Source organism: Pseudomonas sp. RGB, from assembly GCF_007713445.1.
GTDB lineage: Bacteria > Pseudomonadota > Gammaproteobacteria > Pseudomonadales > Pseudomonadaceae > Aquipseudomonas.
In genome coordinates this window covers 357,004-379,378 of the sequence record NZ_VMSH01000004.1, presented here as the reverse complement: position 1 = coordinate 379,378, position 22,375 = coordinate 357,004, and the positions used below count along the sequence as shown (strand labels likewise).

Below are 22,375 nucleotides of genomic sequence, written 5' to 3'. Positions count from 1 at the left end.
TCAGTGGGTGGCCGGGGACAAAAGCGTGCTGTGCCGGGGCTCGTTGGCGACTTCGCTTTCGTCGTCTTCGTGTTCCAGGCGCACGAGGTGGGCAGGCACGCCGGTGGCCGCGCCCCAGTAATAAATGCCCAAGGCGCAGGCCGCGACGATCAGCGTGTCAAACGGGTGGCTGAGCACGCCGAGGCCACCAAAACTGCCGAGTTTGGAGAGCAGGAGGGTCACCGCGTAGAAGCCGATCAACCACGCCGATGAGCGCACTTGCTGCTTGATGTTCAGGTGTGCGGTCGGCACCCAGCGTGCGCACAGCAGGTACACCCCGAACATGAGGATTTGCAGGCCGAGCAGCCATGACACGGTGCTCCAGCCAGACCAGTACACAATCAGCGCGGCGATGATGAACGACAGCGGGCCGAGTACCGCCATGCCCTTGACCCGAAACGGCCGTGGCATGCCCGGTGCATTGCGGCGCAGCGCGGCGACGGTCACCGGGGCGACGGCGTAGCTTAGGATCAGCGCGGCCGACACCACATTGATCAGCGCTTCCCAGGAGGGGAACGGCAGGGTCCAGAACACCGACAGGCCAAAGGTCAGCCACAGCGCCGGGCGCGGGATGCCGGATTTCTCATCAATGCGCGTGAAGATCTTGAAGAACGTGCCGGTCTGCGCCCAGCCATACACCACGCGCGGCGTGGCATTCATGTAGATATTGCCGCAGCCGCTGGGCGAGATCACCGCGTCCGCCACCACCAGGTACGCCAGCCAGCCCACACCCAGCGCCAGGGCGATATCGCGATAAGGCAGCGCGAGTTCCTTGCTGATTCCCGCCCAACCATTGGCGAGCATCTCGGTCGGCACGCCGCCGAGGAACGCGGTTTGCAGCAGCACATAGATGGCCGTCGAGAGCAGCACGGAGAGGATCAACGCGATGGGAATGGTGCGTTGCGGGTTCTTCACTTCACTGGCCACCGAGATGATCGGCGTCAGGCCCAGATAGGCAAAAATCACGCCGCCGGCCGACACCGCCATCTCGATGCCCGACAGGCCGAACGGGGCAAAACCCTGCGCCTGGAAGTTCGCCGGTTTGAAGAAGGTGAACAGCACGCCAATCACCAGCAGCGGCACGATGAACTTGAACACGCTCACCAGGTTATTGGCGATGGCGAAGGTCTTCACACTGCGGTAGTTAAGGACAAAGAACAGGCACAACAGCGCCAATTGCATCAGCCAGCCCAGGGTGGTGGGGTCGCTGGAGCCGGCCTTGGTCAGTTCGGGAAACCAGGCCGCGGCGTATTGGCGCGAAGCGACCACTTCAATCGCCACCAGGCTTGAAAACGCAATCAGCGTGATAAAGCCCATCAGGTAGCCCAACAGCGGGCCGTGAGAATACACCGGGTAACGCACCACGCCACCGGCACGGGGCAGGGCGGCGCCGAGTTCGCAATAGACGATGCCCAGCAGCAGCACGGCGAAACCGCCGATCAGCCAGGAAAAAATCCCCGCCGGCCCGGCGATGGCCGAGACGTGACTGGCCGCAAACAGCCAGCCCGAACCGAAGATGGCGCCCAGCCCGATAAAGGTCAGGTCCATCAGTGAAAGTTGTTTCTTGAACTTGCCTTGAGCAGACATGGCGGCGCCTTCTTGTGAGTTATTGGATAGGCAGGTAGTGGCGTTATCCTGAACGCATCAAGGGCGTGGCGATTGATGTTTTGCGCCTGTGTGGATGACGAATTCGGCACAGTTTGCCGCGCTCGACAGTCACTTCGGCATGGGGCAATCTGCTCGAAAACAGGGGAGTCCAGTTCATGCTGCCGAGCGCATTTGCGAGCCTTTTTCAGGCCAATCGTCCCCACGACATGCAGCAGCTATTGGCCGGGGTGGCGCAGCTGTTGCCGATGCTCGACGTGATCCCCAACGCCGCGATCTTTATCAAGGACATCGAGGCGCGTTACGTGCTCGCCAACCACACGCTGGTGCAGCGCTGCGGGCTCAAGCAGCTGCAACCGCTGCTGGGCAAGACCAGTGCGCAGGTGTTCCCCGCGCAACTGGGGCCGGGCTATACCGAACAGGATCGGCGCGTGCTGGAACAGGGGTTTGTGCTTGAAGACCAGCTGGAACTGCACCTCTATGGCACGCGCGAACCCGGCTGGTGCCTGACGCATAAATGGCCGCTGTACAGCGATGTAAACCAGATCATCGGCCTGGCAGGCATCTCCGTCGACCTGCAGTCAGCCAGCGAAACGCACCCGGCGTACCAGCGCCTGGCCGCTGTCGACGCGCACATCCGCACGCATTTCAACCGGCGCGTCAGCCTCGGTGAACTAACGCGCATTGCCGGCATTTCCGTGGCGCAGCTGGAGCGCTACTGCAAACGCGTTTTCCACCTGACGCCACGGCAGATGATCCAGAAAGTGCGCCTGGAGCACGCGCACCGGCTGCTGCATAGCGAACTGCCGATCACCGAGGTCGCGCTGCAATGCGGCTACACCGACCACAGCGCGTTCACCCGCCAGTTCAGGGCGTTGACCGGGTTTACACCGAGGCAGTATCGGCAGGCGACGCAAGGCCGTGCGTGAGACCTGAGCCATTGAGCTTCGCCGCGAGCAGCGCCCGCGCTGTTGCCAGCGCGCACGCGGCGAGCGACTAGATGGCGGTTCCCGGTGGCCACAAATGACGCCGCGTGATTTGCTCATGCGCCCGGCGAGTCGAGTGTGCGATTCAACGCCTACGAACTGCGCTGCACGTACAGTGCAAATTGCAATGCAACGAATCGCACCCGTGGCGGCTCCTATGCTTACAGATAACTTTTTCACGCACACAGGTAACGGGCTTATGACGGCGGCGGACAACGATCATGTGAACTGGCTGGTTGAGCAATCGATGCTGCACGCGGCGCGCCAGCGCGCCAAGCTCTATTCGGGGCAAGGGCGATTGTGGCAGCAGCCGTATGCGCATACCCGGCCGCGTGATGCTTCAGCCTTGTCGTCGGTGTGGTTTACCGCCTACCCGGCCTCGATCGTGACCCGTGAAAACGGCACGGTGCTGGAGGCGCTGGGAGATGAAAGCCTGTGGCACGCGTTGTCGAAGATCGGCATCCAGGGCATTCACAACGGCCCACTGAAAAAATCCGGCGGGCTCTCTGGCACGCGGCATACACCGACCATCGACGGCAACTTTGACCGCATCAGTTTTGAAATCGACCCGCAGCTGGGCACCGAGGCGCAGCTGCAGGCGCTGACGCGCATGGCCGCTGCGCACAATGCGGTGATCATCGACGACGTGATCCCATCCCACACCGGCAAGGGCGCGGATTTTCGCCTGGCCGAGATGGCGTACGAGGACTATCCCGGGCTCTACCACATGGTGGAAATCCGCGAAGAAGACTGGCCGATGTTGCCCGATGTCGCCGAAGGCCGGGACGCGCAGAACCTCAGCCCGGTGCAGGTGGATGCGCTGCGCGACAAGCATTACATCGTCGGCCAGTTGCAGCGGGTGATTTTCTTTGAGCCCGGCGTGAAGGAAACCGACTGGAGCGCTACCCCGGTGGTGGTCGGCGTGGATGGCAAGCCGCGCCGTTGGGTCTACCTGCATTACTTCAAGGAAGGCCAGCCATCGCTGAACTGGCTGGACCCTTCGTTCGCCGCGCAGCAAATGATCATCGGCGACGCCCTGCATGCGATTGACGTGATGGGCGCCAAGATCCTGCGCCTGGATGCCAACGGCTTTCTGGGGGTGGAGCGCAAGCTCGAGGGCGGTGCCTGGTCGGAGAGCCATCCGCTGTCGATTACCGGCAACCAGTTGCTCGGCGGCGCGATTCGCAAGGCCGGTGGGTTCAGCTTTCAGGAGCTTAACCTGACGGTGGATGACATCGCCTCGATGTCACACGGCGGCGCGGACCTGTCCTATGACTTCATCACGCGCCCGGCGTATCAGCATGCGTTGCTGATGGGCGACACCGAGTTTCTGCGCCTGATGCTGCGCGAAATGCACAGCCAGGGCATCGACCCAGGCTCCCTGATTCATGCATTGCAAAACCACGATGAACTGACCCTGGAGCTGGTGCATTTCTGGACCTTGCACGCCCACGACAATTACCTCTACCAGGGCCAGACTTTCCCCGGCAACATTTTGCGTGAGCATATCCGCGAACAGATGTACGAACGCCTGACCGGCGAACATGCGCCGTATAACCTCAAATTCGTCACCAACGGCGTGTCCTGCACCACCGCCAGCATCATCACTGCAGCGCTGGGTATTCGTGACCTGGAGGCGATTACGCCGGCCGATATCGAGCAGATCCGGCAGATCCATTTGTTGTTGGTGATGTACAACGCCATGCAGCCTGGGGTGTTTGCCTTGTCGGGTTGGGACCTGGTTGGCGCACTGCCGTTGGCGGCCGATGAAGTCGCGCATTTGATGGCCGACGGCGATACCCGCTGGGTGCATCGCGGCGCTTACGACCTGGTGGACCTGAACCCCGAGGCCGAGCTGTCGGCGGGGCAAATGCCGCGCTCCAAAGCCTTGTATGGCAGCCTTAACCAGCAGTTGCAGGACCCGCAGTCGTTTGCCTCGCAGCTGCAAAAAATCCTCGCGGTGCGCAGTGCCTATGGCATCGCCGCCAGCCGGCAGATTCTGGTGCCGGACGTCGAGCATCCCGGCTTGCTGATCATGGTCCACGAGTTGCCGGCCGGGAAGGGCACGCAGATTACCGCGCTCAACTTTAGCAACAGCGCGATCACCGAAACCCTGCACCTGCCCAATATCGCGCCGGGGCCGGTGGTGGACATCATCAATGAACGGGTTGAGGGCGACCTCACTGCCGAGGGTGAATTTACGATCACGCTGGATGCCTACGAGGGCCTGGCGCTGCGGGTCGTCAGTCATTCGCCGATGGTTTGAGTGCGGCCTTAACGCGGCGTTCGAGCGTGAGTCTTGCGCAGCGCCGCATCCTCTGCGTCTCGCTGGCGCAAGCCGTCGGCAATGCCTTGGGCCAGCAGTGGTGTGCACTTGCTCTGTACCACCTGAATGTCGAGTGTGGTGATCCGTTGCGCTTGCAGCGAGGCGGGCGGGCTATTGGCGGCGGGCAGCATCAGCGTGGCCGCATCCCGTTCGCCGAGGAGCAGGCGTTGTTCGAGCTCGGAACTGCAGTGCGTGACAATGCTTCGCCCAAGGTTTCTTCCAAGTGCTGAATGCGACGAGAAACCGCGGACTGCGTCAGGCAAAGGGTTTGCGCTGCCTTGGTCAGTGACGCGCTGTCGACCACGGTGACGAAGGCCTTCAATTCTTGAAGTGGCATGCGAAATACTCATCATCTTTTGGAAAATTATGCGCTTGATGAATCTTGTGGTGGCGACTAGCGTTGTACCACTGGCCGTCGGTGCGGATGGCCGCTCACCCTGTTAAGGATATGTTCATGCCTTTAGTCCGAATTGACCTCGCCGCCGACACCTCTACCGACACCGTGACGGCCATCAGCGAGGTGGTGTACGCGGCGATGACCAGCGTTGCTAACGTGCCTGAGCACGATAAATTCCAGATCATCAACCGTCATGCCAAGGATGAACTGGTGTACCCGGCGGCCGGTTATCTGGGGATCAGCTACACGCCCAGGATTGTGTTTATCCAGGTGACCTGGAACGCCGGGCGCAGCATTGACGTGAAAAAGGCCTTTTATGCATTCATCGCCGAAGGCATTCACGCCAGGACCGGGTTGCGCAAGGAAGACGTGTGGATCAGCCTGGTGGACGTGAAGCGCGAAGACTGGTCGTTTGGTAACGGTGAAATGCAGTACGCGCCGACCGAGTGACCGGGGCACTAAAAAGGGGCGACTCAGTCTGAGTCGCCCCTTTTTTCATTCGGCGTTCAGCGCCTGCAGAAACGCTGTGTGTTGCAGCGTTTGCGAAAACATCGGCAAGGTAAACTGCTCGGCTGCGCGCTGTTGTTCTTCACTGAACGTCGCGGTGCAATCGGTCAAGGTCACCACGTCATAGCCTTTCTCGTACCCTGATCGAACCGTGCCTTCGACGCAGCAGTTGGTCAGGAAGCCTGCGACGACCAGGTTCTGGATGCCATTGTTGCGCAGGACCAAATCCAGGCCGGTGGTGGCGAACCCGTCCAGCCCGCGTTTGCCTTCGATCACGATGTCAGCGGCTTCGTGCGTCAGCGCGTCGCTGATCTCGGCGCCCCAGGTGCCGGCGCGAAAGGCGTTGCCGTCGGCGACGCCCTTGAGAATGCCGTAGGAGCGTGTGGTCAGCTCAGGGTAGCCGTCGGCAAATTGGATCGGTAAGTGGATGATCTTCACGCCCAGCTTGCGTGCCTGCTCAATCGTGGTGGCGGTGTTTGCCAGCATGTTGGTGGTGTGCATGACGTCTTTCACGGCGTCATGGAACACTCCGCCGGGGGTGGTGAAGTCGTTCTGGTATTCAATCAACACAATTGCGGTTTTATGCGGGTGCATGGTCGCTCTCCGATCAATAGGGTTTATTCGTTACTGCCTTCAACCAGGGCGACGCTGTAGGTCGTACCCTTCAAACGGTGTGCGGCAACCGCCGGATACGCGGGGCTGTTTGCCAAGGCGAGTCTCGGACAAGCCGGCGCCATACAGCGGCGCTGTGTCAAAGAAACGGATGCCTTGAGCCCAGGCGGCAGCGACGTTAGCGGCCGCCTCGTCTTCGTCAATGGCGCGGAACATGTTGCTCAGCGGCGCCGTGCCGAAGCCCAGTTGCCCGATAATGTTGTCTTTCAAACTCATTGCATCACCTCGGCCTCATCAGGCCTTTAATCGTAGGTCAAGCACGACGCTTGGGTCGTGTTCGTTGAGGAATTTCTTAAGCGAGAATGAAGAGGCATGACTGAAAACATCTATCAAATAGATTCTACATAAAATCTATTATGGTTTTTTGAGTGTTCAAGCCTGAGTGATGTTTGCCTGGCTGCTCATCGCTCTGGCGCAAACAGGCTGGTTATCGCGATGCTAACGGCCTACGCGTCACGACCCGCCCACATCGAATTTATGGAGAAACATCGATGCAATCGCTGCCCATTCCGCCGTCCATCGTCGGGCACACGCTTGAGTTGCGCCCGTTGGACAGCGCAGATTTCGAAGCCCTGTACCGCGTCGCCGCCGATCCTTTGCTCTGGGCTCAGCACCCGAGCCCAACCCGCTATCAGGCGCCGGTATTTCGTGAGTGGTTCGACGAGGCATTAACGTCGCAGAGCGTTGTGGTGGTGATCGACTGTGCCAGCCATGCGGTGATAGGCAGTTCTCGGTACTACGACTTCAGTGAAGAAAAACGTGAGGTTGCGATTGGGTACACCTTTTTAGCCCGCGAAAAATGGGGCGGCGCGGCGAATGGGGAACTCAAGCGCCTGATGCTCGACCACGCATTTCGCTGGGTCGACACGGTATGGTTCCATATCGGCGCTCAGAACATTCGCTCACAACGGGCCATGCAGAAAATCGGCGGGAGGTTGTCGCATTCCGCGACGAAGGATGTCGCCGGGCGCACCCAAGAGACCGTTTTTTATAAAGTTGAGCGTGATGCGTTGGTGGGTAACGAGTTGTAGCGGATCAGGATGCGCGTGTGATCGTCGGTCGGCGGGACGCGGGGGGGGGGGATTTGCGCAGGGCAAAAAGAAAAGGGTCTGTCCGACGGACTTTGCTGGAACGCTCCAGCGCTTTCTCGCATCGGAGCTTAACAGCCGTCAATGCCCAGCCCGCGCAGGGCTTTTTGCATCTGGCGAAAGTGTTTTTTAACAGGGATCACAGGCTTACTTTAACGGAAAAGTAGCCTTGAATTCTGTCCCACTTTCAATTGTTGAGCTAACCGAAACCGTGCCGCCGTGTGCCTTCACGATTTCGCGGACAATGAAAAGCCCCAATCCAACGCTGCGACTATCTTGCGCAAGATTGACGCCACGAGTCATCGGACTGAAGACCGTGGCGAGGAAGTCTGGAGGAATCGGTATACCCCAGTTGTGCACCACCAGCTCGAAACCTTGCTCCGTAATGGAGGAGGTTACTGTCACCGGGCGATCCACCGCTCCGTATGTAACAGCATTGGAAATAAGGTTACCTGCAAGCTGCGTAAGCCTATCGCTGTCAGCCATGCATAGACCCTGGCCATTGATTGAATGCAGAAGCTCTCGTTTGGGATAAACGATTCGAAGCTGCTCGACAGCCGCAGCGATCAGCAGGTGTAGGTCGATAGTCGTTTTTGTTACCCCAATACCGCGTCCTATTCTGGCCTGCGTGAAATCCAACAAATCGTTGATAAGCCTGCGTGCCCTTTGCGCCGCTTCCTGAGTGTGCCGAACCAATTTCAGCTGCCTGGGGGACAGATCATTCCGCTCAAGCACCTCGGTGGCCATTGAGATCACCGATAGGGGATTACGCAGATCGTGACTCACTATCCCAATCATTTGCTCAGAGAATAGAGCACGGTCTTCTGCTGCTGCCTGCTCCCGTTTTACGTCTGTAATGTCATGAAGGATACCGACAAACTGAACGAGCTTGTTGTTTGGGTCGAATGCCGCACGCCCAGTGGAGAGTACCGTGCGCTGAACGCCGTCAACGCCGTTCAATCTATAAATGCAGCGATACTCCTGAGCTACCGATCCGAGAGCCGCCGAAAATAACTCGGCCTCTCTTGGAAGGTCATTAGGGTCTATCAGGTCTGAGTAAACTGACGCTGAAACATCTTGGTTTGACGGGTAACCGAGCAATTGCGCGACGCTGTTATCGTAACGACGCTCAAGTGTCACCGGGTCGACGTCCCAAACGTGCATCTTGGCCGACTCTAGAGCAACTCGCAGCCTTGCATCGGCAACCGACAAATCCCGCTGAAGAGCTAGGTGAGCTTCGAGCGATTCCTCAGCTTGCCGTTTGGAAATCAGCACTTCCTGCTCGAATCTATGCCTCTCGATCACTACAAACGCGCAAACCTCATCGAAAATGCCGCCAAGGTGTTCCCGCCTTGTTGCATTGAGAATCATCGGTAATTTTTTACCCTCAGACGTCGCAAACTCAAGCTTTACCTCGGAGATGGAACGCTGCATCTCAAGCAAAGGCATCCAGTGAGTTTGATGGAAAATCCGTCCTCCGACAGTCAGCAACTCTTGTAGTTTACGTCGGCCAACCAACTGATCTTTGGAGTATCCCAACCATTCGCAGAAGGTGGCATTTGCGCGAAGGATTAAACCGGCCTTGCTGGTGATAATGAGGGCGCAGGGAGCGTGCTCGTAAAGCAAGTCGGCATCAGGGACTGGGTCGTCATTAGCCGCCATGAGCAATTCGACCCTGAACGCTTGCAATGAAGCTTTGGATCGAATTGATGCATAGATCAGGAGCACTCAGGTGCGGGCAATGCCCCACGTTTTCTATCACCTCAAGACGATTATCCGGGATGACCTTGTTGAGGTAACGACCTACTTCGACAGGTGCAATGATGTCGTCGGATGACTGAATAATCAGCGCCGGCGCCAGTAGCTTGGCCACGTCAGTGCGGTTATCAGATAGGAACGTCACCCTGGCGAACCGCTTCGCAATATCAGGGTCTGTCTGGCAGAAGCTATTGGTTAATTCGACACCAAGATGGGGCTGTCCAGGCGCGCCCATGATGGCGGGGGCCATGGAGCTCGACCAGCCGAGGTAGTTGCTTTCCAACGTCTCCAGAAGAGAGTCGATGTCCTCCCTGCTGAAACCACCAAAATATTCACCATCGTTGATATACGACGGTGAAGGCCCAACCATGACATGCGCCCCGAATAGATCAGGCCGCTTATTCGCGGCGATTACGCCCGCCATAGCGCTGACAGAATGCCCAACAAATATGACCGGGCGATCCGCAAACTCCTCAATAATCTCCACGATGTCCTGCGCGTACCCTTTCAATGATGAGTACCTCACAACCTCATAGGCTGAGAGGTCTGACTTCCCACAGCCTACAACGTCGAAAAGAATCGTCCGAAAGTTGTCGCGGAATGCCGGCTCGACGAGTCTCCACATGTTCTGATCACACCCAAAACCATGCGCAAAAACTAGAGTGACAGGGCCTGAACCGTGGACGCGTACATTGTTGCGGGTTAGGACAGACATTTAAGCCTCCTGCGCTGATCACACATGGAATTCGAAAGGGCGAGTTTAACAGTCTACGTCATTAACTGCCGTCGTCCGTCCTGCTTGGCAGCAAAAACCTGGACGATAGCAAGTCTCAACGGGCATGACGCAGCTGGCAAAATGAGAACGCATGTATGGCAGCCGGTTTAAAAACTTGAGACGTGATGCTTAAGCGTATGCCTGGAGGTGGCTTTTCGGATGGTTAGCCAGGCGCCGTGAAAATCTCTTGTTTTTGTGAGGCCTGATGTCGGCGGAATGCTTGGTGCAGACGAGCCTTGGCTGAACGCTACATCGCTGACCAACGGCCGGTTGGACAGGCGTTTGGTGGGGCTGCAAGGCAGGCTTGCAGCGCTGCCCATCTCGTTCCTTAGATCTGGGCGGTGTCCGGTATGTTGGTACGCTGCGTAGGGGCTGCCATTCGGGCCTGCCACGCATACGTTCGCGCCATTGCACGCTGACGATTCAATCAATTAGTTCTACGAAGCCTGACAAGGACTTGCTGGCTTTTGTTCAGCAGCAAGGTTGGTGAAAAAAATGCAGCCTATTAACTTGGCGAATAAAACTAAAGTCTCCTCAAGATCCGGGTCTTCAAACAATATTGAGCGTGAGTCCAGCGCGCATAAAGCACCAAAGAGTCGCCCATCAGGAAGGAAGATAGGAGCGCCTGCATAACTTTCCAGTCCGTATCGCTTGACGACATGGCGATCTGAATATCTGCGATCGCCACTGATTTTTGGAATGAAGAGGGCTTTGGGGTTTCTTCTCAGCTCGCTGCAGAGGGTGATTTCCAACTCCAGGATATTTCCAGCCTCTATCCCTAGATGGGTTGGGTCGAAAACTGAGCAAACTATCCAGTCCTTTTCCGTGAATTTGGCAATCCCGGCAAATCGCATTCCTGTAAGGCGCGTAACAAGCTGCAAAATAGCGCTTGTGGCCTCCAGTTCAGCTATTTCAGAGCGTTCATCTGCGCTCAGCACAGAGTGCAAGGCAATCTCATGAGAAGCCATTTTTATCCCCTGCTGTCTGTAGCTGAGCGTGTCACTGTTGATTGGTAACTCTGTGCCATGAACGCACTGTGCTTGATCCAGCTTTTAGGTCCGGAATCGGAGAACCAAGTCATTCAAGTTGACTGCTAGACGTGATAACTCATTGCTGGCAGTCAACGTCTGGCGGGTACCCTCAGTGCTTTGAATTGCCAAGTCACGGATGCTGATGAGGCTGCGATCCACGTCACGTGCAACGTGAGCTTGCTCCTCGGAAGCGGTTGCAATCTGAATATTGCGGTCGTTGATTTCCAGTACGGAATCAATAATTTGGCGTAGCGATTGGCCTGCTTGCTCTGCCGTATCTCGCGTGGTGTAGACCTCAGAGGTGCTCTTGTGCATCAACTCGACTGCGGCTGAAGAACCGGCCTGGATGGTGGATATCATCTGCTCGATTTCTTGGGTCGACGTTTGGGTGCGGTGCGCCAAAGCCCGAACCTCATCGGCCACCACTGCAAAACCACGGCCCTGTTCACCCGCACGTGCCGCTTCAATTGCTGCATTCAACGCCAGGAGATTCGTTTGCTCGGCAATCGCCCTGATCACACTCAGAACTTTGGTGATGTCTTGAGCCTGGCCCGCGAGTTCTTTCACCTGGTTTGAGGAGACTTCGACCAGTTCCGTCAGTCCGCGCATGGCCGTTAACGTTTCAGTCACTTTTTGATTGCCCAGATCAGCCGCCAAGCTGGACTGCGTGGCCGCTTCAGATGTGGAGTTGGCATTGCGGGCGACCTCTTCGACGGCGGCGCTCATTTCGGTCACTGCTGTGGCTGCTTGCTCTATTTCGCTGTTTTGCTGCTGAAGGGTGCGATCGGCACTTTCGGTGATCGAGGTCATTTCAACCGCTGCGGTACTCAGTTGGGCAGACGCTCCCGAGATTTCCAAGATCGTGTTTCTGAGATTTTTCTGCATCCGATTGAGCGCATGCATCAAGCGTGAGGCTTCGTCTGAACCTGTAACTTCAAGGTCGTGGGTGAGGTCGCCAGACGCGATATCTTCGGCCAACTTCAGCGAGGCGCTGATGGGGCTGACAATGCTTTTAGTGAACAGGGTCGCCAGGACGATGGTTAAGATAAATGCGACTACCAGTACCGAGATCAAGACTTTAACGCTATGCGTATATACGTCCGTCGCGTCTTGCCCCGACACCACCGCCTGACGCGCATTTTGCTCACGAAGTGTTGTTAGCTGCTCCTGATAGGCGCTTGCTCGCTGTGCCTGCTCTGTGTTCGCAAAAAGGACAGCTTGGTCATGATCAGAAATATCGAGGGCAAGTACGTTCTTGAGACCGTCGATGTAGACATTCATAGCTTGGTTTGTCTTCGAAAACTGGATTTCATCCTGCTCGCCAGAAATCAGATGATCACGGTAAAACGCCGTCTTCGACTGGAGCATCTGTATGGCGCCTTCGACCAACGACAGCGATTTATCATGCACATCCTTGGTCGTGCTCGACAGCATGCGAATACTTTCAAGGCGAGCATGGAGCAGGGCGATTTGAATGTCGTCAATGACCTGGACGCTGGGAAGGGAGTTTTGCTCGATGTCCTGCTCTGCATTACGTAGGTGATCTATCTGCAAATACGAGAAGCCCGCCAGGCTTATGAGCAGGAGTGTAATTAGCCCAAAGCAGACGAAAGCCCTGCGCGCGATATTCAAGGATCTTAATTTCATATAGGCCTCCGAGGGCCGGGATTTATTGGCGTGGCAACCCACGTCATTTTGTTGAGCGCGAACAAAACAGACTGTTCATGCGGCACAGTGACTCTCGGCTGCAGCTTGGGCGGCAGGCGTAAATCCAGGAATACAAAAGAATGCATCGGGATAATAGGCGCGCTAAATAATTGCGCGCTCATGAGTTGCAGGCGCTCATACTGTAAGCGGGTCGGAGGGGAATGTTCGATTAATCCAAGCGGAGCGTGCCGCAACGACGTGCGCACCGTTGCAGGCTTCGCGCAGTGAACTACGCTTGCCGGGAACGCTTTGACTTCGATCATTTTGGTAACTGAAAGGGCACGATGGACAAGCGGCTTGCGGGTCTTTCAATACTGCTGACCCTCGGGTGGGTCGCCACAGTCGCGACTGTCATGTGGTATTTCTACGACAATTAATCTAAAGGCCGAATCAATTCAGGCCCCTTAGTCCTCACGTTTCCCACGGCCGTTCTACTGACATTTCGGACACGCCAATATGCCAAGCAATAATATCGAACGTAAAACTTACGCAGCACTTCCTCCTGCCGTGGGGCCCTATTCGCATTCGGTGAAACATGGCAATACCCTGTACCTGTCAGGCTTCACAGCGTTCGGAACTAATGCTCAAGGGCAGAGCCTAGAAAAACAGGCCAATGCTATTTTGGAGCAGATTAAAGCGGTTGCCGCCGAAGAGGGCACCGATATATCTGCACTCTTGAAGGTGACTCTATTCATCACCGACTTCAGCCAAATCGGCGAACTGCGCAAGGTGCTGGTGCAGCACTATGATGGACATCTGCCTGCCAGCTCCCTGGTCGAGGTTTCAAAGTTGTTTTCCCCGGAACTGAATATCGAAATTGAGGCTATTTTCGGGGTGTGACAGGCTGTAGAGGCGGCTTTGCATGGTCGAACAGTGTGCAAACTGCCCAAAAAATGGCCATGGAAAAGACGGCTCAATTTTGCAATCAGGGCAGCCGATGTTAGTTCACCCGCGGATCAGCGAGGATCGACGCCAGCGCCAACAGCAAGACCTTCGAACACTTGTTCGTGCCTGGCTTGCGCAAAGGGTGGGTGATCACGTCTTTGGACCGTAGCGAGCGGGGGTTACTGGTTGCGTAATGGCATCCAGTTGTGCGGGCACAGCTCAGCAATTTTGCTCGCTGCGGGAGTTTAAACATTTGGCAACGACGTCAATTCAATGAGGCATGGCTTTCATCTTGCTCGCGCCGCTCGCCGAGCATACTCTCGGAGCCGCATTTCTTAGGCCTTACTGCCATGTATTATTGGAACAATGATAATTTCGAAGGGCTTCTGGCGCTTGCGGAGAGCCTTGATGCACATTCTGACCTGAAGCCACTTGCGAGCTATTGTCGATATCGAGAACAAGGGCTACGTCGCGAAGCATTTTCTGCACTTGAACGGTTTCTCGTCGCATCCAGTTCGTTTGATAGCGCCGCCGCACGTCGCGCAGCAATCGAAATTCTCGAAGCCAATTCGCGATCCTCAAAAACCCATCAGTTTCTGACGCAGCCGCTCACCGCCCGGTTTCTGGTGCCTACGTTGAAGGCATGGATGGAGGAAGATGCAGTCACAACCTTACCCGTGCGATGGCTCGGGATGCTCAACCGTGACCCTGAACTGCTTACCAGAGCACTTTCTGGGTTCCCCGAAGATATGCCTGTCCGCAGGATGCTGATCGACTTCGCGCTTGGAGGGATTGACTATGCCACCCATCATCTTGACGAGTCTTTCTTCTTAGGCAGTGTTGACGAGGCGACCTCAGCGCTGGAGCGTGCCAGAAGACTCATAGCAGAAGCCCCTGATCCCGAAGCGCTGGCTTATCTGACATCTGAAGTGCAGCATTTCGATCGCCTCATCGCGGACTGGAAAGCCTATTCGGAAAATCCCATAGGCGGCTTCCCCGAATGGTGCGCGAAACTGGGACGAGACTACAAATATTCCGCCAAGGTCTACTACGAGTAGATGAAGGGGCGACAGATCAAGCGCGCATCAGGTTTCCTCAAGAGCGAGTTGGTTTTCATAGCATTTTGAGAGCGGGGTAGGGATCAAATCTGAATGTGGCATCGGCGTTCCTCCCCGAGACGAACAGCGTAGCAGGGAGCTTCTTCGGTGAGGCGCTGCAGATTGCCGCAGACACCGCGAAGAAATTGAACACGCCCCGCCAAGCGCAGGGCGCGTCTGACACTATTTGCCGAGCTTCTCACGAACGTCAGTAACCATCGGACCAACAGCTTTAACGGCGTCTTTGAGCTGTTGCTCTGTTACGCCAAACTCCTTCGTCCAGTGCTTTAGCTCCCAAGGTTCTGATGTGTTCACTCGAGCACGATCTTGAGGCCCGCGGTTTTTCAGATCATCAGACATATTCCACTCCCTGCGGGTTGGCCTGGAGGGCCCAGGCGACTCCCGATAGAGCATGGGAAGGTATGGGTAGTTCGATTGAGGTTACAGGAGGGTAAGTGCATTCGGCAGGACGCCGGAGGAGGGGAATTGCGGAACAGTGTGGAAATTGCGGAACAAAAAAGAAAAAGGCCTGCATGAAATTCATCATGCAAGCCCTTGATATCCATGGTGCCCGAACCCGGAATCGAACCGGGACGCCCTTACGAGCGGGGGATTTTAAGTCCCATGCGTCTACCAGTTTCGCCATTCGGGCGGTAGCGCGGTGCAGCAGGGTTGGGAATATATAGACCCAGGCGCTGGGATGCAAGGTCGAAGGTTGTGTTTGTTGCATTCGCGCAAAGTTGAAAAAGCTTGCCAGATCAGTGATCTACACGAGAAACCTGGCGTCAGGGCGAAGGTTTTGACACGCCACGACATGCTCCTGTCACTATCTGACACAGCCCTGAATTAGAGTACGCCTGCGTATTCCAGTCAGGTCAGCTCATGAAATTTGCATCTGTTCGCATCGTGACTCAACAGTTTGAGCAACTCATACGGTTCTATCAAAACCTGTCGACTATCGAGCCGCGGCATCGGGCTGATGGTTTTGCCGAGATTCACTTCGAGGGTGTGGTTCTGGCGATAAGCGACGAGCGTTTGGTCCGCTTGCATAACAACGGGTTGGCCGTCGCTGCGAGTAACCGCTCGGCGATCCTGGAGTTTCAGGTGGAGGAGGTCGAAGCTATCCTGCTGCGGGTCAGCAGCACGCAAGTGGTAATGCCTGTGACGATCATGCCATGGGGCAATACTTGCGCACTGCTGCAGGACCCCGACGGGAACCTGGTGAATATTTTCTCAATACCCGAACAGATCAGACAAAGCGCTGCCCACTGAACCCGCGTGGCAAGCGCTGCAACCCGGGCAGGTCGGTCAGGCGTTGTGTCCACGCACTGCGCCAGTCGCTGGCAGTGTGGGTCTGGGTTTTGCGCGCGGAGCGGCGGGCGGCATTGCGTTGTGTGCGGCGCGCTTCTTTGTAGGCTTCGGTATTGCGGCAGGTGCGGCATTTGACTCGGTTCAGCTCGGTGCTGGACGTGAGGTTGCTACCGTGGTGGCCGCAGGCTAGATGCCCGGCGACCTTGAAGTGAGTGACCATGTAAGCGTCTCCTTCTTATGGGGGTACGCGCATCCCAGACCAGCAGGTGCACGTGAGCAGGGCGGGGTCCAAACCCCGCTGCCTCAGGGTTTGGACCCCGGGCGCGGCGTGGCGTTCGGTTTTGTTTCGCGACGGGTTCACGTTACCCTGCGGGGCCAAAAATCATAAAAAAGGAATGAATGATGACCGTCGACGTGTTGCCGCTGGAAGGCAGTTGCCGTTGTAACCGGGTGCGTTTCAGCGTGAGCCTGCCGCCGTTGATCACCATGGCTTGCCACTGCAGCGGCTGCCGGAAAATGACCTCAAGCGCGTTCTCCCTCAGCGCCTTGATCCCCGCCAGTGGCTTTACCGTGACCCAGGGTTGCCCGGTCATCGGCGGCTTGCACGGTGTGGACCGTCACTATTGCTGCCCGCATTGCATGAGCTGGCTGTTTACCCGACCCCATGGCATCGACGAATTCGTCAATGTGCGCGCGACATTGTTGGATGACGCCCACGATTACGTGCCGTTCATGGAAACCTGGACCAGCGAAAAGCTGCCCTGGGCCTCCACGCCTGCCGTCGAAAGCTTTGCGCAATTGCCTGAGCCGCAGGACTTTGCGCGCTTGATGCAGGCCTACGCCGCGTTCAGCGCACGCTGAGCTCAGTCAATCAGTGCCAGCAGGTCGGTGTCGCCTACATCCACGCCCGCCTGGGTCAGCAGCGTGGTTGTCTGGCCTCGGTGGTGGGTCTGGTGATTGAAAAAATGCACCAGCAAGCCAAAGAACGGCTTGTGGTTCGCTGCGCCGCGCATGTTGTGATAATGCAGGTGCTGGTCCAGATCGGACTCGCGCAGGCTATGCGCCCACTCGATGATGAGCTGATCCAGCCACGCGCGATGGGCTGACAGCGCGCGGATATCGGCAAAGGCCAGCTGCTTGAGGTCGGTGGGTGTGGCAATCGCACTCAAGGGGGCCAGCGCCGAAAAGCCCGCTGGATGCTGGGCAAAGCGTTTGAGCCAGACGGTATCCCCCAGCGCCAGGTGATTCAGCGTGCCGAGGATTGAGCTAAAAAACGCCTGTCGATCCGCCGCCAGCTCCGCGTCCGTCAGCGTGCCGGCGGCGTCGTAGAGTTTGCGGTTCATCCACTGGTTGTAGTGGGCCATCAATGCGATGTGCTCGATACGGTTCACGGGTGTTCTCTCTCAACGGCGCAATGGCGTCATCATAGAGCGTGCCTGCCCGGCGGTCATGGTGTTCCAGCTGCGGCGGGCTATGGTTGTTGAACGCCAACACTGCGCCCTGGGAGGGCAAGACCATGAATACCAGCGATCTATTGGAACAATTGCTGCGCGGGCAGTCAGGCAGCGCCACCTCGGGCGGTGGCCTGGGCGGCCTGTTGGGCGGTTTGCTCAAAGGTACCAGCACCGGCACTGCCTCGGCCGGCGGTGGGCTGGGTGGTCTGTTGGGTGGTCTCGGTGGGCTGCTGCGCGGCGCGCCCGCCGGCGGTACGACGCCGGCGCGTTCCGGCGGGATGAATTACGCGGCACTGGCGTCCCTCGGGATGGCCGCGTTCCAGGCGTATCAGGCCTGGCAACGACAGCAGGCGTCTGCACCCCAGCAAGCCATTCAGACGGTTGACCAGCTCGACGGCCCTGAGGCCGAGGCCCATAGCCATGCGCTGTTGCGTGCATTGATTGCGGCCGCCAAGGCGGATGGCAAGATCGACGCGCAGGAGCAGCAGATGATTAGCGCCGAAATCGGTCGCCACACCGATGACCCACAATTGCAGCAATGGCTCGACGCCGAAGTGGCCAAGCCGCTCAATGCTGCCGATTTTGCAGAGTATGCGCGTGACCCGGCGGTGGCGTCGGAGATCTACCTGGCCAGCGTGATGCTGGTCAATGATCAACAGGAAGGCGAGCGTAGCTACCTGGATGAATTGGCAGGGCAGTTGCAGCTCGATCCTGATCTGCAACTGCACCTGGAACAGCAAGCCAAGGCTTAGAAGCGTAGGGTGGCGCCGGTCGTCAACCACTGGTCGCGCTCGCCGCTCAGGCTCTGCCCGACAACGACATCCACGTCCACCAACGCGCCTAGATGGAAGCGGGGCCCGGCCTGCCACGCCTGGTCGCCGCCTTCCTGGCCGTAGCGCTCACCGATCAGCGTCAAAGCATGCGCAAGCTGATATTCGAATCCCGTGCCCCAGGTCAGGCGATGGTTTTGCTCGCCGCCGTTGTAGGCATGTGTCCAGCCGCCATTCAGGTTCAGGCGCAGCGCTTGGACAGGTTGCCAGGTCAATGGCACATTCAGGTCCGCACCGTCGAACGCGTGTTGGCGATCCAAGGCAACATGCGACGTTGCCGAAACTGCCAGCTGTAGCCCCAGGTCGTCGCGTGACCACACCTGGGCCTTCACTTGCGGGCTGACCTGCGTTTGGGCATCACCGGCCTGGCTGGCGTGCGACAATGCGGCGCTCCATTGCACCAAGGGCAGTGCGTTGAAGGTACAGGCCGGGTTCAAGGTTTCGCTGTGGCTGTTGCCTTCGTGCCGATTGGCGGTGTACCAGGCGTCCACATTGCATTCGCCTGGGGCGTTGACCGCGCCGTCATCAACCACATAGGCGCCACCGGCTGCGTGAGCTTTGGAAAGCAGCGCGATGAGCAGGACAAGGCCCAGGGTCACGCCAATAAACGTAAGGTTGCGTTGCAGTGCACGCCGCTTGGCCGGCGGCAGCAGCAACAGGGTATGGCGAGCGCCGCGATAGTGACGTGCGCGATATTTGGCAAACCCGTCTTGGCGATGAGGGGTGTGTTTTTTGTGCATGATGCACCTCGCTTGAATTCAGCTTTCTACGGTCAGCACCGAAATGCCGCTGGCTTTGGCCTGGCAGACCAGCTCCGAGGTGTCGTCACCACCCGGCAGGGCGATGACCACGTCGGGGCGGCTGTCGGTCAGCATGAAATGGTTGCGCTGGCGTTCCGCCTGCTTGCCATGGCGTTGCCAGTTGGGCGGGTAGCGCACCACGTCGATGCCGATTTCCCGCGCCCATTCCTCAACGTCACTGCCCAGGAATTGGTTGCCGCCGTGAATCAATACCTGCACCGGGCGCAGGCGGTGGTAAGCGTCCAGCACTTGGCGGGACTTTTTGGTGTCGGCGTAATGACGACCTGCACAGATCAACACGCGCATAGTCAGAATCCTTGTGTTGCACGGTGGCCGCCGGGCGACGGCCACCGTTTCAGAGGCGGGTGATCAGTACCACTGCTTGAAGCGGCGGATGTAGATCGTTTTCATCAGTTGGGCCACGCAGCAGTAGGCGAACAGCGTGCCGACCAGCCATGGGAAGTACGCCAGCGGCAGCGGCTGCAGGCCGACCAGGGTGCCCAGCGGCGAGAACGGCACGTAGATCCCCAGGCCGATGACGAGGGCGGTCATCATCAACACCGGCCAGGCGGCCGTGCTCTGGAAGAACGGGATCTTGCGGGTCCGCAACATGTGCACCACCAGGGTTTGCGAGAGCAGCCCCTCGATAAACCAGCCGGACTGGAACAGGGTCTGCATTTCCACACTGTTGGCGCTGAACACGTACCACATCAGCGCAAAGGTGGTGATGTCGAAGATCGACGAGGTCGGCCCGATCCAGATCATGAAGCGGCCGATGTTTTTCGCATCCCACTTGCGCGGTTTGGCCAGGTATTCTTTGTCCATCTTGTCCCACGGCAGGGCCAGCTGAGAGATGTCGTACATCAGGTTTTGCAGCAGCAGGTGGATCGCCAGCATCGGCATGAACGGAATGAACGCACTGGCCACCAGCACCGAGAACACGTTGCCGAAGTTGGAACTGGCGGTCATGTTCAGGTACTTCATGATGTTGCCGAAAGTTTCGCGGCCCTTGAGCACGCCTTCTTCCAGCACCATCAGGCTCTTTTCCAACAGGATGATGTCGGCCGATTCCTTGGCGATGTCGGTGCCGCTGTCCACCGAGATGCCCACGTCAGCATCGCGCAGCGCCGGCGCATCGTTGATGCCGTCGCCGAGGAAACCCACAGTGTGGCCGTTGGCTTGCAGCGCTTTGAGCACCCGGGATTTCTGCAGCGGCGTCAGCTTGGCAAACACGGTGCGTTCTTCCACGCGGCGCAGCAGCGTCGCGTCGTCCATCGCTTCGATTTCTACGCCCAGCAGTGGTTGACCAGGCTCCAGGCCGACCTGGCGGCAGATCTTGCTGGTGACCACCGCGTTGTCGCCGGTCAGCACCTTCACCGCCACGCCAATTTGTTGCAGCGCCGCAATCGCCGGGCCTGCGGTTTCCTTCGGTGGATCCAGGAAGGTCAGGAAGCCCTGGATGATCAGGTTGCGCTCATCGGCAGTGGTGTATTGCTGGCGAGCCAGGGATTTGGGGATGTTGCGGGTGGCGACCACCAGCACGCGAAAGCCATCCTCGTTGTAGTCATTGGCCAGTGCCAGCAGCTCGTCACGGCGACGATCATCCAGCGGCACTGCAGCACCATCTTCCATGACGTGGGTGGAAATGCTCAGCATCTCTTCCACCGCGCCTTTGCACACCAGCAACTGGTCACCGGCGGCGTCCTTGACCACGATCGACAGGCGACGGCGCACGAAGTCGAACGGCAATTCATCGACTTTGCTATAGGCAAATGGCCGCTGGAACTTGGGGTTGTGTTCCGAGAACTGCACCACGGCCTGGTCCATCAGGTTTTTCATGCCGCTTTGGTGGTAGCTGTTCAGCCAGGCCAGGGACAGCACCGCATCATCACGTTGGCCAAAGGCGTTGACGTGGTGTTCGAGGATGATCTTGTCCTGGGTCAGGGTGCCGGTCTTGTCGGTGCACAGCACGTCCATCGAGCCGAAGTTCTGGATCGCATTCAGGCGCTTGACCACCACTTTGCGCTTGGCCATGGCGGTAGCGCCCTTGGCCAGGTTGGCGCTGACGATCATCGGCAGCATTTCCGGGGTCAGGCCCACCGCCACGGCCAGAGCGAACAGGAATGCATCGCCCCAGTCGCCTTTGGAAAAGCCATTGAGCAGGAACACGATCGGCACCATCACCAGCATGAAGCGAATCAACAGCCAGCTGACGCTGTTGACCCCACGGTCGAACGCGGTCTGCACCCGCGAGCCGACAATCGCCTTGGCCAGCGAGCCAAAGTAAGTGCGCGGCCCGGTGGCGACCACCACGGCCTTGGCGCGGCCACTGACCACGTTGGTGCCCATAAAGCAGATGTTGGGCAGGTCCAGCAGGTTGCCCTGGTCGGCCGCCAGCGAAGAGGCGGATTTTTGCGTGACATCGCCGAGCGTGTCGTATTTTTCGACCGGCAAGGCTTCGCCGGTCAGTACGGCCTGGCTGATAAACAGGTCGCGGGATTCGATCAGGCGCACATCGGCAGGGATCATGTCGCCGGCCGACAGTTGCACGATATCGCCGGCGACCAGGTCGCGCATCGGCACTTCGCGCAGGGTCGGCTGAGCGCCGACTTGCTCACGCCGCAGCACAGTGGCGGTGGTGCGCACCATGGCTTTGAGTGCTTCGGCGGATTTGGCCGAGCGGTGTTCCTGCCAGAAGCGCAGCAGGCTGCTGAGCAGCACCATGGTCATGATGATGATGACTTTGGTCAGGTCGACTTCTTCACCGGCCTGCAACGGCAGCCAATAGTCGGTGACAAAGCTGATGCCCGCCAGGGTCAGCAACACGTAAATGAAGGGATTGTTCAGCGCCTGCAGGAACTGGACGATGGCGTGAGGCGGCTTGTCGTGGGCCACTTCGTTGTAGCCTTCGCGTTGCAGACGCGCCGAGGCGTCCAGTTCGGTCAGGCCATCCTGGGTGGCTCGCACGTTGGCGAGGGTGGCCTGCAGGCCGTTCTGGGCTTCGCGGGCGGCGCGCATCGACAGTTTGGTGTCGGTGTCGGTGCCATTTTTCTTGTGCAGAGGCGTGTTTTTTACGGCGCTCATTGTCTGTACTCCTGTCGCCAATT

General features: G+C 58.0%; 21 protein-coding genes, 1 tRNA gene and 4 pseudogenes. 9 read left to right on the top strand and 17 right to left on the bottom strand.

Annotated elements, in window-relative coordinates:
* Window positions 1-1,626: an APC family permease gene (locus FPT15_RS11440; protein ID WP_145160967.1), complete on the bottom strand. Its 1,626-nt coding sequence runs from the start codon at window positions 1,624-1,626 to the stop codon at window positions 1-3.
* 176 nt (window positions 1,627-1,802) lie between these two features.
* Between FPT15_RS11440 and FPT15_RS11435 the strand changes: the two genes are divergently transcribed.
* Both FPT15_RS11435 and treS read left to right on the top strand, forming a co-directional pair.
* Window positions 1,803-2,573 carry an AraC family transcriptional regulator gene (locus FPT15_RS11435; RefSeq protein WP_145160965.1) on the top strand — a complete coding sequence of 257 codons (771 nt, stop codon included), beginning with the start codon at window positions 1,803-1,805 and terminating at the stop codon, window positions 2,571-2,573.
* 256 nt (window positions 2,574-2,829) lie between these two features.
* A complete protein-coding gene (treS, locus tag FPT15_RS11430) occupies window positions 2,830-4,896 on the top strand; it encodes a maltose alpha-D-glucosyltransferase (RefSeq protein ID WP_145160963.1) in 2,067 nt (688 codons plus the stop codon).
* Between the two features lie 8 nt (window positions 4,897-4,904).
* On the opposite strand, the gene FPT15_RS29760 is transcribed toward treS, so the two are convergent.
* Together FPT15_RS29760 and FPT15_RS29755 are read right to left on the bottom strand one after the other, a co-directional pair.
* Entirely contained in the window at window positions 4,905-5,087 is a 183-nt protein-coding gene (locus FPT15_RS29760; RefSeq protein ID WP_178119682.1) for a hypothetical protein, read from the bottom strand.
* A gap of 65 nt (window positions 5,088-5,152) precedes the next feature.
* Window positions 5,153-5,293: pseudogene (locus tag FPT15_RS29755) on the bottom strand (LysR family transcriptional regulator); the annotation flags it as partial.
* 117 nt (window positions 5,294-5,410) lie between these two features.
* Here FPT15_RS29755 and FPT15_RS11420 point away from each other — a divergent pair.
* Window positions 5,411-5,803 (top strand): tautomerase family protein, encoded by a 393-nt coding sequence (locus FPT15_RS11420; protein ID WP_145160961.1) that lies wholly within the window; start codon window positions 5,411-5,413, stop codon window positions 5,801-5,803.
* Window positions 5,804-5,848: 45 nt separating this feature from the next.
* On the opposite strand, the gene FPT15_RS11415 is transcribed toward FPT15_RS11420, so the two are convergent.
* Together FPT15_RS11415 and FPT15_RS11410 are read right to left on the bottom strand one after the other, a co-directional pair.
* Complete coding sequence (locus FPT15_RS11415; protein ID WP_145160959.1) at window positions 5,849-6,454, bottom strand: cysteine hydrolase family protein; 606 nt, start codon at window positions 6,452-6,454, stop codon at window positions 5,849-5,851.
* Between the two features lie 108 nt (window positions 6,455-6,562).
* Window positions 6,563-6,748 (bottom strand): annotated as a pseudogene (locus FPT15_RS11410) (aldo/keto reductase); the annotation flags it as partial.
* A gap of 275 nt (window positions 6,749-7,023) precedes the next feature.
* Between FPT15_RS11410 and FPT15_RS11405 the strand changes: the two are divergent.
* On the top strand, window positions 7,024-7,563 hold the full coding sequence (locus FPT15_RS11405; protein ID WP_145160957.1) for a GNAT family N-acetyltransferase: 540 nt from the start codon (window positions 7,024-7,026) through the stop codon (window positions 7,561-7,563).
* A 204-nt stretch (window positions 7,564-7,767) separates the two neighbouring features.
* Here FPT15_RS11405 and FPT15_RS11400 read toward each other — a convergent pair whose 3' ends face one another.
* The 5 genes and pseudogenes from FPT15_RS11400 to FPT15_RS30345 form a co-directional block, all read right to left on the bottom strand.
* On the bottom strand, window positions 7,768-9,282 hold the full coding sequence (locus tag FPT15_RS11400; RefSeq protein ID WP_145160955.1) for a PAS domain-containing sensor histidine kinase: 1,515 nt from the start codon (window positions 9,280-9,282) through the stop codon (window positions 7,768-7,770).
* Entirely contained in the window at window positions 9,272-10,093 is an 822-nt protein-coding gene (locus FPT15_RS11395; RefSeq protein WP_145160953.1) for an alpha/beta fold hydrolase, read from the bottom strand. The genes FPT15_RS11400 and FPT15_RS11395 overlap by 11 nt, the downstream gene beginning before the upstream one ends.
* Before the next feature lie 497 nt (window positions 10,094-10,590).
* A complete protein-coding gene (locus tag FPT15_RS11390; RefSeq protein ID WP_145160951.1) occupies window positions 10,591-11,121 on the bottom strand; it encodes a GAF domain-containing protein in 531 nt (176 codons plus the stop codon).
* Window positions 11,122-11,205: 84 nt separating this feature from the next.
* Window positions 11,206-11,805, bottom strand: a pseudogene (locus FPT15_RS30350) (methyl-accepting chemotaxis protein); the annotation flags it as partial.
* Between the two features lie 306 nt (window positions 11,806-12,111).
* A pseudogene (locus FPT15_RS30345) lies at window positions 12,112-12,831 on the bottom strand (MCP four helix bundle domain-containing protein); the annotation flags it as partial.
* A 516-nt stretch (window positions 12,832-13,347) separates the two neighbouring features.
* Here FPT15_RS30345 and FPT15_RS11380 point away from each other — a divergent pair.
* Entirely contained in the window at window positions 13,348-13,731 is a 384-nt protein-coding gene (locus tag FPT15_RS11380; protein WP_145160947.1) for a RidA family protein, read from the top strand.
* A 395-nt stretch (window positions 13,732-14,126) separates the two neighbouring features.
* Complete coding sequence (locus tag FPT15_RS11375) at window positions 14,127-14,834, top strand: hypothetical protein (protein ID WP_145160945.1); 708 nt, start codon at window positions 14,127-14,129, stop codon at window positions 14,832-14,834.
* A gap of 222 nt (window positions 14,835-15,056) precedes the next feature.
* Here the strand turns inward: FPT15_RS11375 and FPT15_RS11370 are convergent, their stop codons facing one another.
* Both FPT15_RS11370 and FPT15_RS11365 read right to left on the bottom strand, forming a co-directional pair.
* Window positions 15,057-15,233: a DUF3606 domain-containing protein gene (locus FPT15_RS11370; protein WP_145160942.1), complete on the bottom strand. Its 177-nt coding sequence runs from the start codon at window positions 15,231-15,233 to the stop codon at window positions 15,057-15,059.
* A 205-nt stretch (window positions 15,234-15,438) separates the two neighbouring features.
* Window positions 15,439-15,525, bottom strand: a tRNA-Leu gene (locus FPT15_RS11365).
* Window positions 15,526-15,755: 230 nt separating this feature from the next.
* On the opposite strand from FPT15_RS11365, the gene FPT15_RS11360 reads away from it, so the two are divergent.
* The gene (locus FPT15_RS11360; protein ID WP_145160940.1) at window positions 15,756-16,145 is read left to right on the top strand and encodes a glyoxalase/bleomycin resistance/extradiol dioxygenase family protein; all 390 of its coding nucleotides are present in this window, start codon (window positions 15,756-15,758) and stop codon (window positions 16,143-16,145) included.
* Here the strand turns inward: FPT15_RS11360 and FPT15_RS11355 are convergent.
* Window positions 16,123-16,404 carry a hypothetical protein gene (locus tag FPT15_RS11355; RefSeq protein WP_145160938.1) on the bottom strand — a complete coding sequence of 94 codons (282 nt, stop codon included), beginning with the start codon at window positions 16,402-16,404 and terminating at the stop codon, window positions 16,123-16,125. The two genes, FPT15_RS11360 and FPT15_RS11355, sit on opposite strands and share 23 nt — an antisense overlap.
* A 182-nt stretch (window positions 16,405-16,586) precedes the next feature.
* Between FPT15_RS11355 and FPT15_RS11350 the strand changes: the two genes are divergently transcribed.
* On the top strand, window positions 16,587-17,045 hold the full coding sequence (locus FPT15_RS11350; protein WP_145160936.1) for a GFA family protein: 459 nt from the start codon (window positions 16,587-16,589) through the stop codon (window positions 17,043-17,045).
* A 2-nt stretch (window positions 17,046-17,047) separates the two neighbouring features.
* Here the strand turns inward: FPT15_RS11350 and FPT15_RS11345 are convergent, their stop codons facing one another.
* On the bottom strand, window positions 17,048-17,575 hold the full coding sequence (locus tag FPT15_RS11345; protein WP_145160934.1) for a DinB family protein: 528 nt from the start codon (window positions 17,573-17,575) through the stop codon (window positions 17,048-17,050).
* 125 nt (window positions 17,576-17,700) lie between these two features.
* Here FPT15_RS11345 and FPT15_RS11340 point away from each other — a divergent pair, with 125 nt between their 5' ends.
* Entirely contained in the window at window positions 17,701-18,390 is a 690-nt protein-coding gene (locus tag FPT15_RS11340; RefSeq protein ID WP_145160932.1) for a tellurite resistance TerB family protein, read from the top strand.
* On the opposite strand, the gene FPT15_RS11335 is transcribed toward FPT15_RS11340, so the two are convergent.
* From FPT15_RS11335 to mgtA, 3 genes are all read right to left on the bottom strand, one after another.
* Complete coding sequence (locus FPT15_RS11335; protein ID WP_145160930.1) at window positions 18,387-19,208, bottom strand: hypothetical protein; 822 nt, start codon at window positions 19,206-19,208, stop codon at window positions 18,387-18,389. The two genes, FPT15_RS11340 and FPT15_RS11335, sit on opposite strands and share 4 nt — an antisense overlap.
* An 18-nt stretch (window positions 19,209-19,226) precedes the next feature.
* Window positions 19,227-19,574, bottom strand: a complete 348-nt coding sequence (locus tag FPT15_RS11330; protein ID WP_106579131.1) for a DUF2493 domain-containing protein — start codon at window positions 19,572-19,574, stop codon at window positions 19,227-19,229.
* Window positions 19,575-19,637: 63 nt separating this feature from the next.
* Complete coding sequence (gene mgtA / locus FPT15_RS11325) at window positions 19,638-22,352, bottom strand: magnesium-translocating P-type ATPase (protein WP_145160928.1); 2,715 nt, start codon at window positions 22,350-22,352, stop codon at window positions 19,638-19,640.
* Window positions 22,353-22,375: the final 23 nt, after the last annotated feature.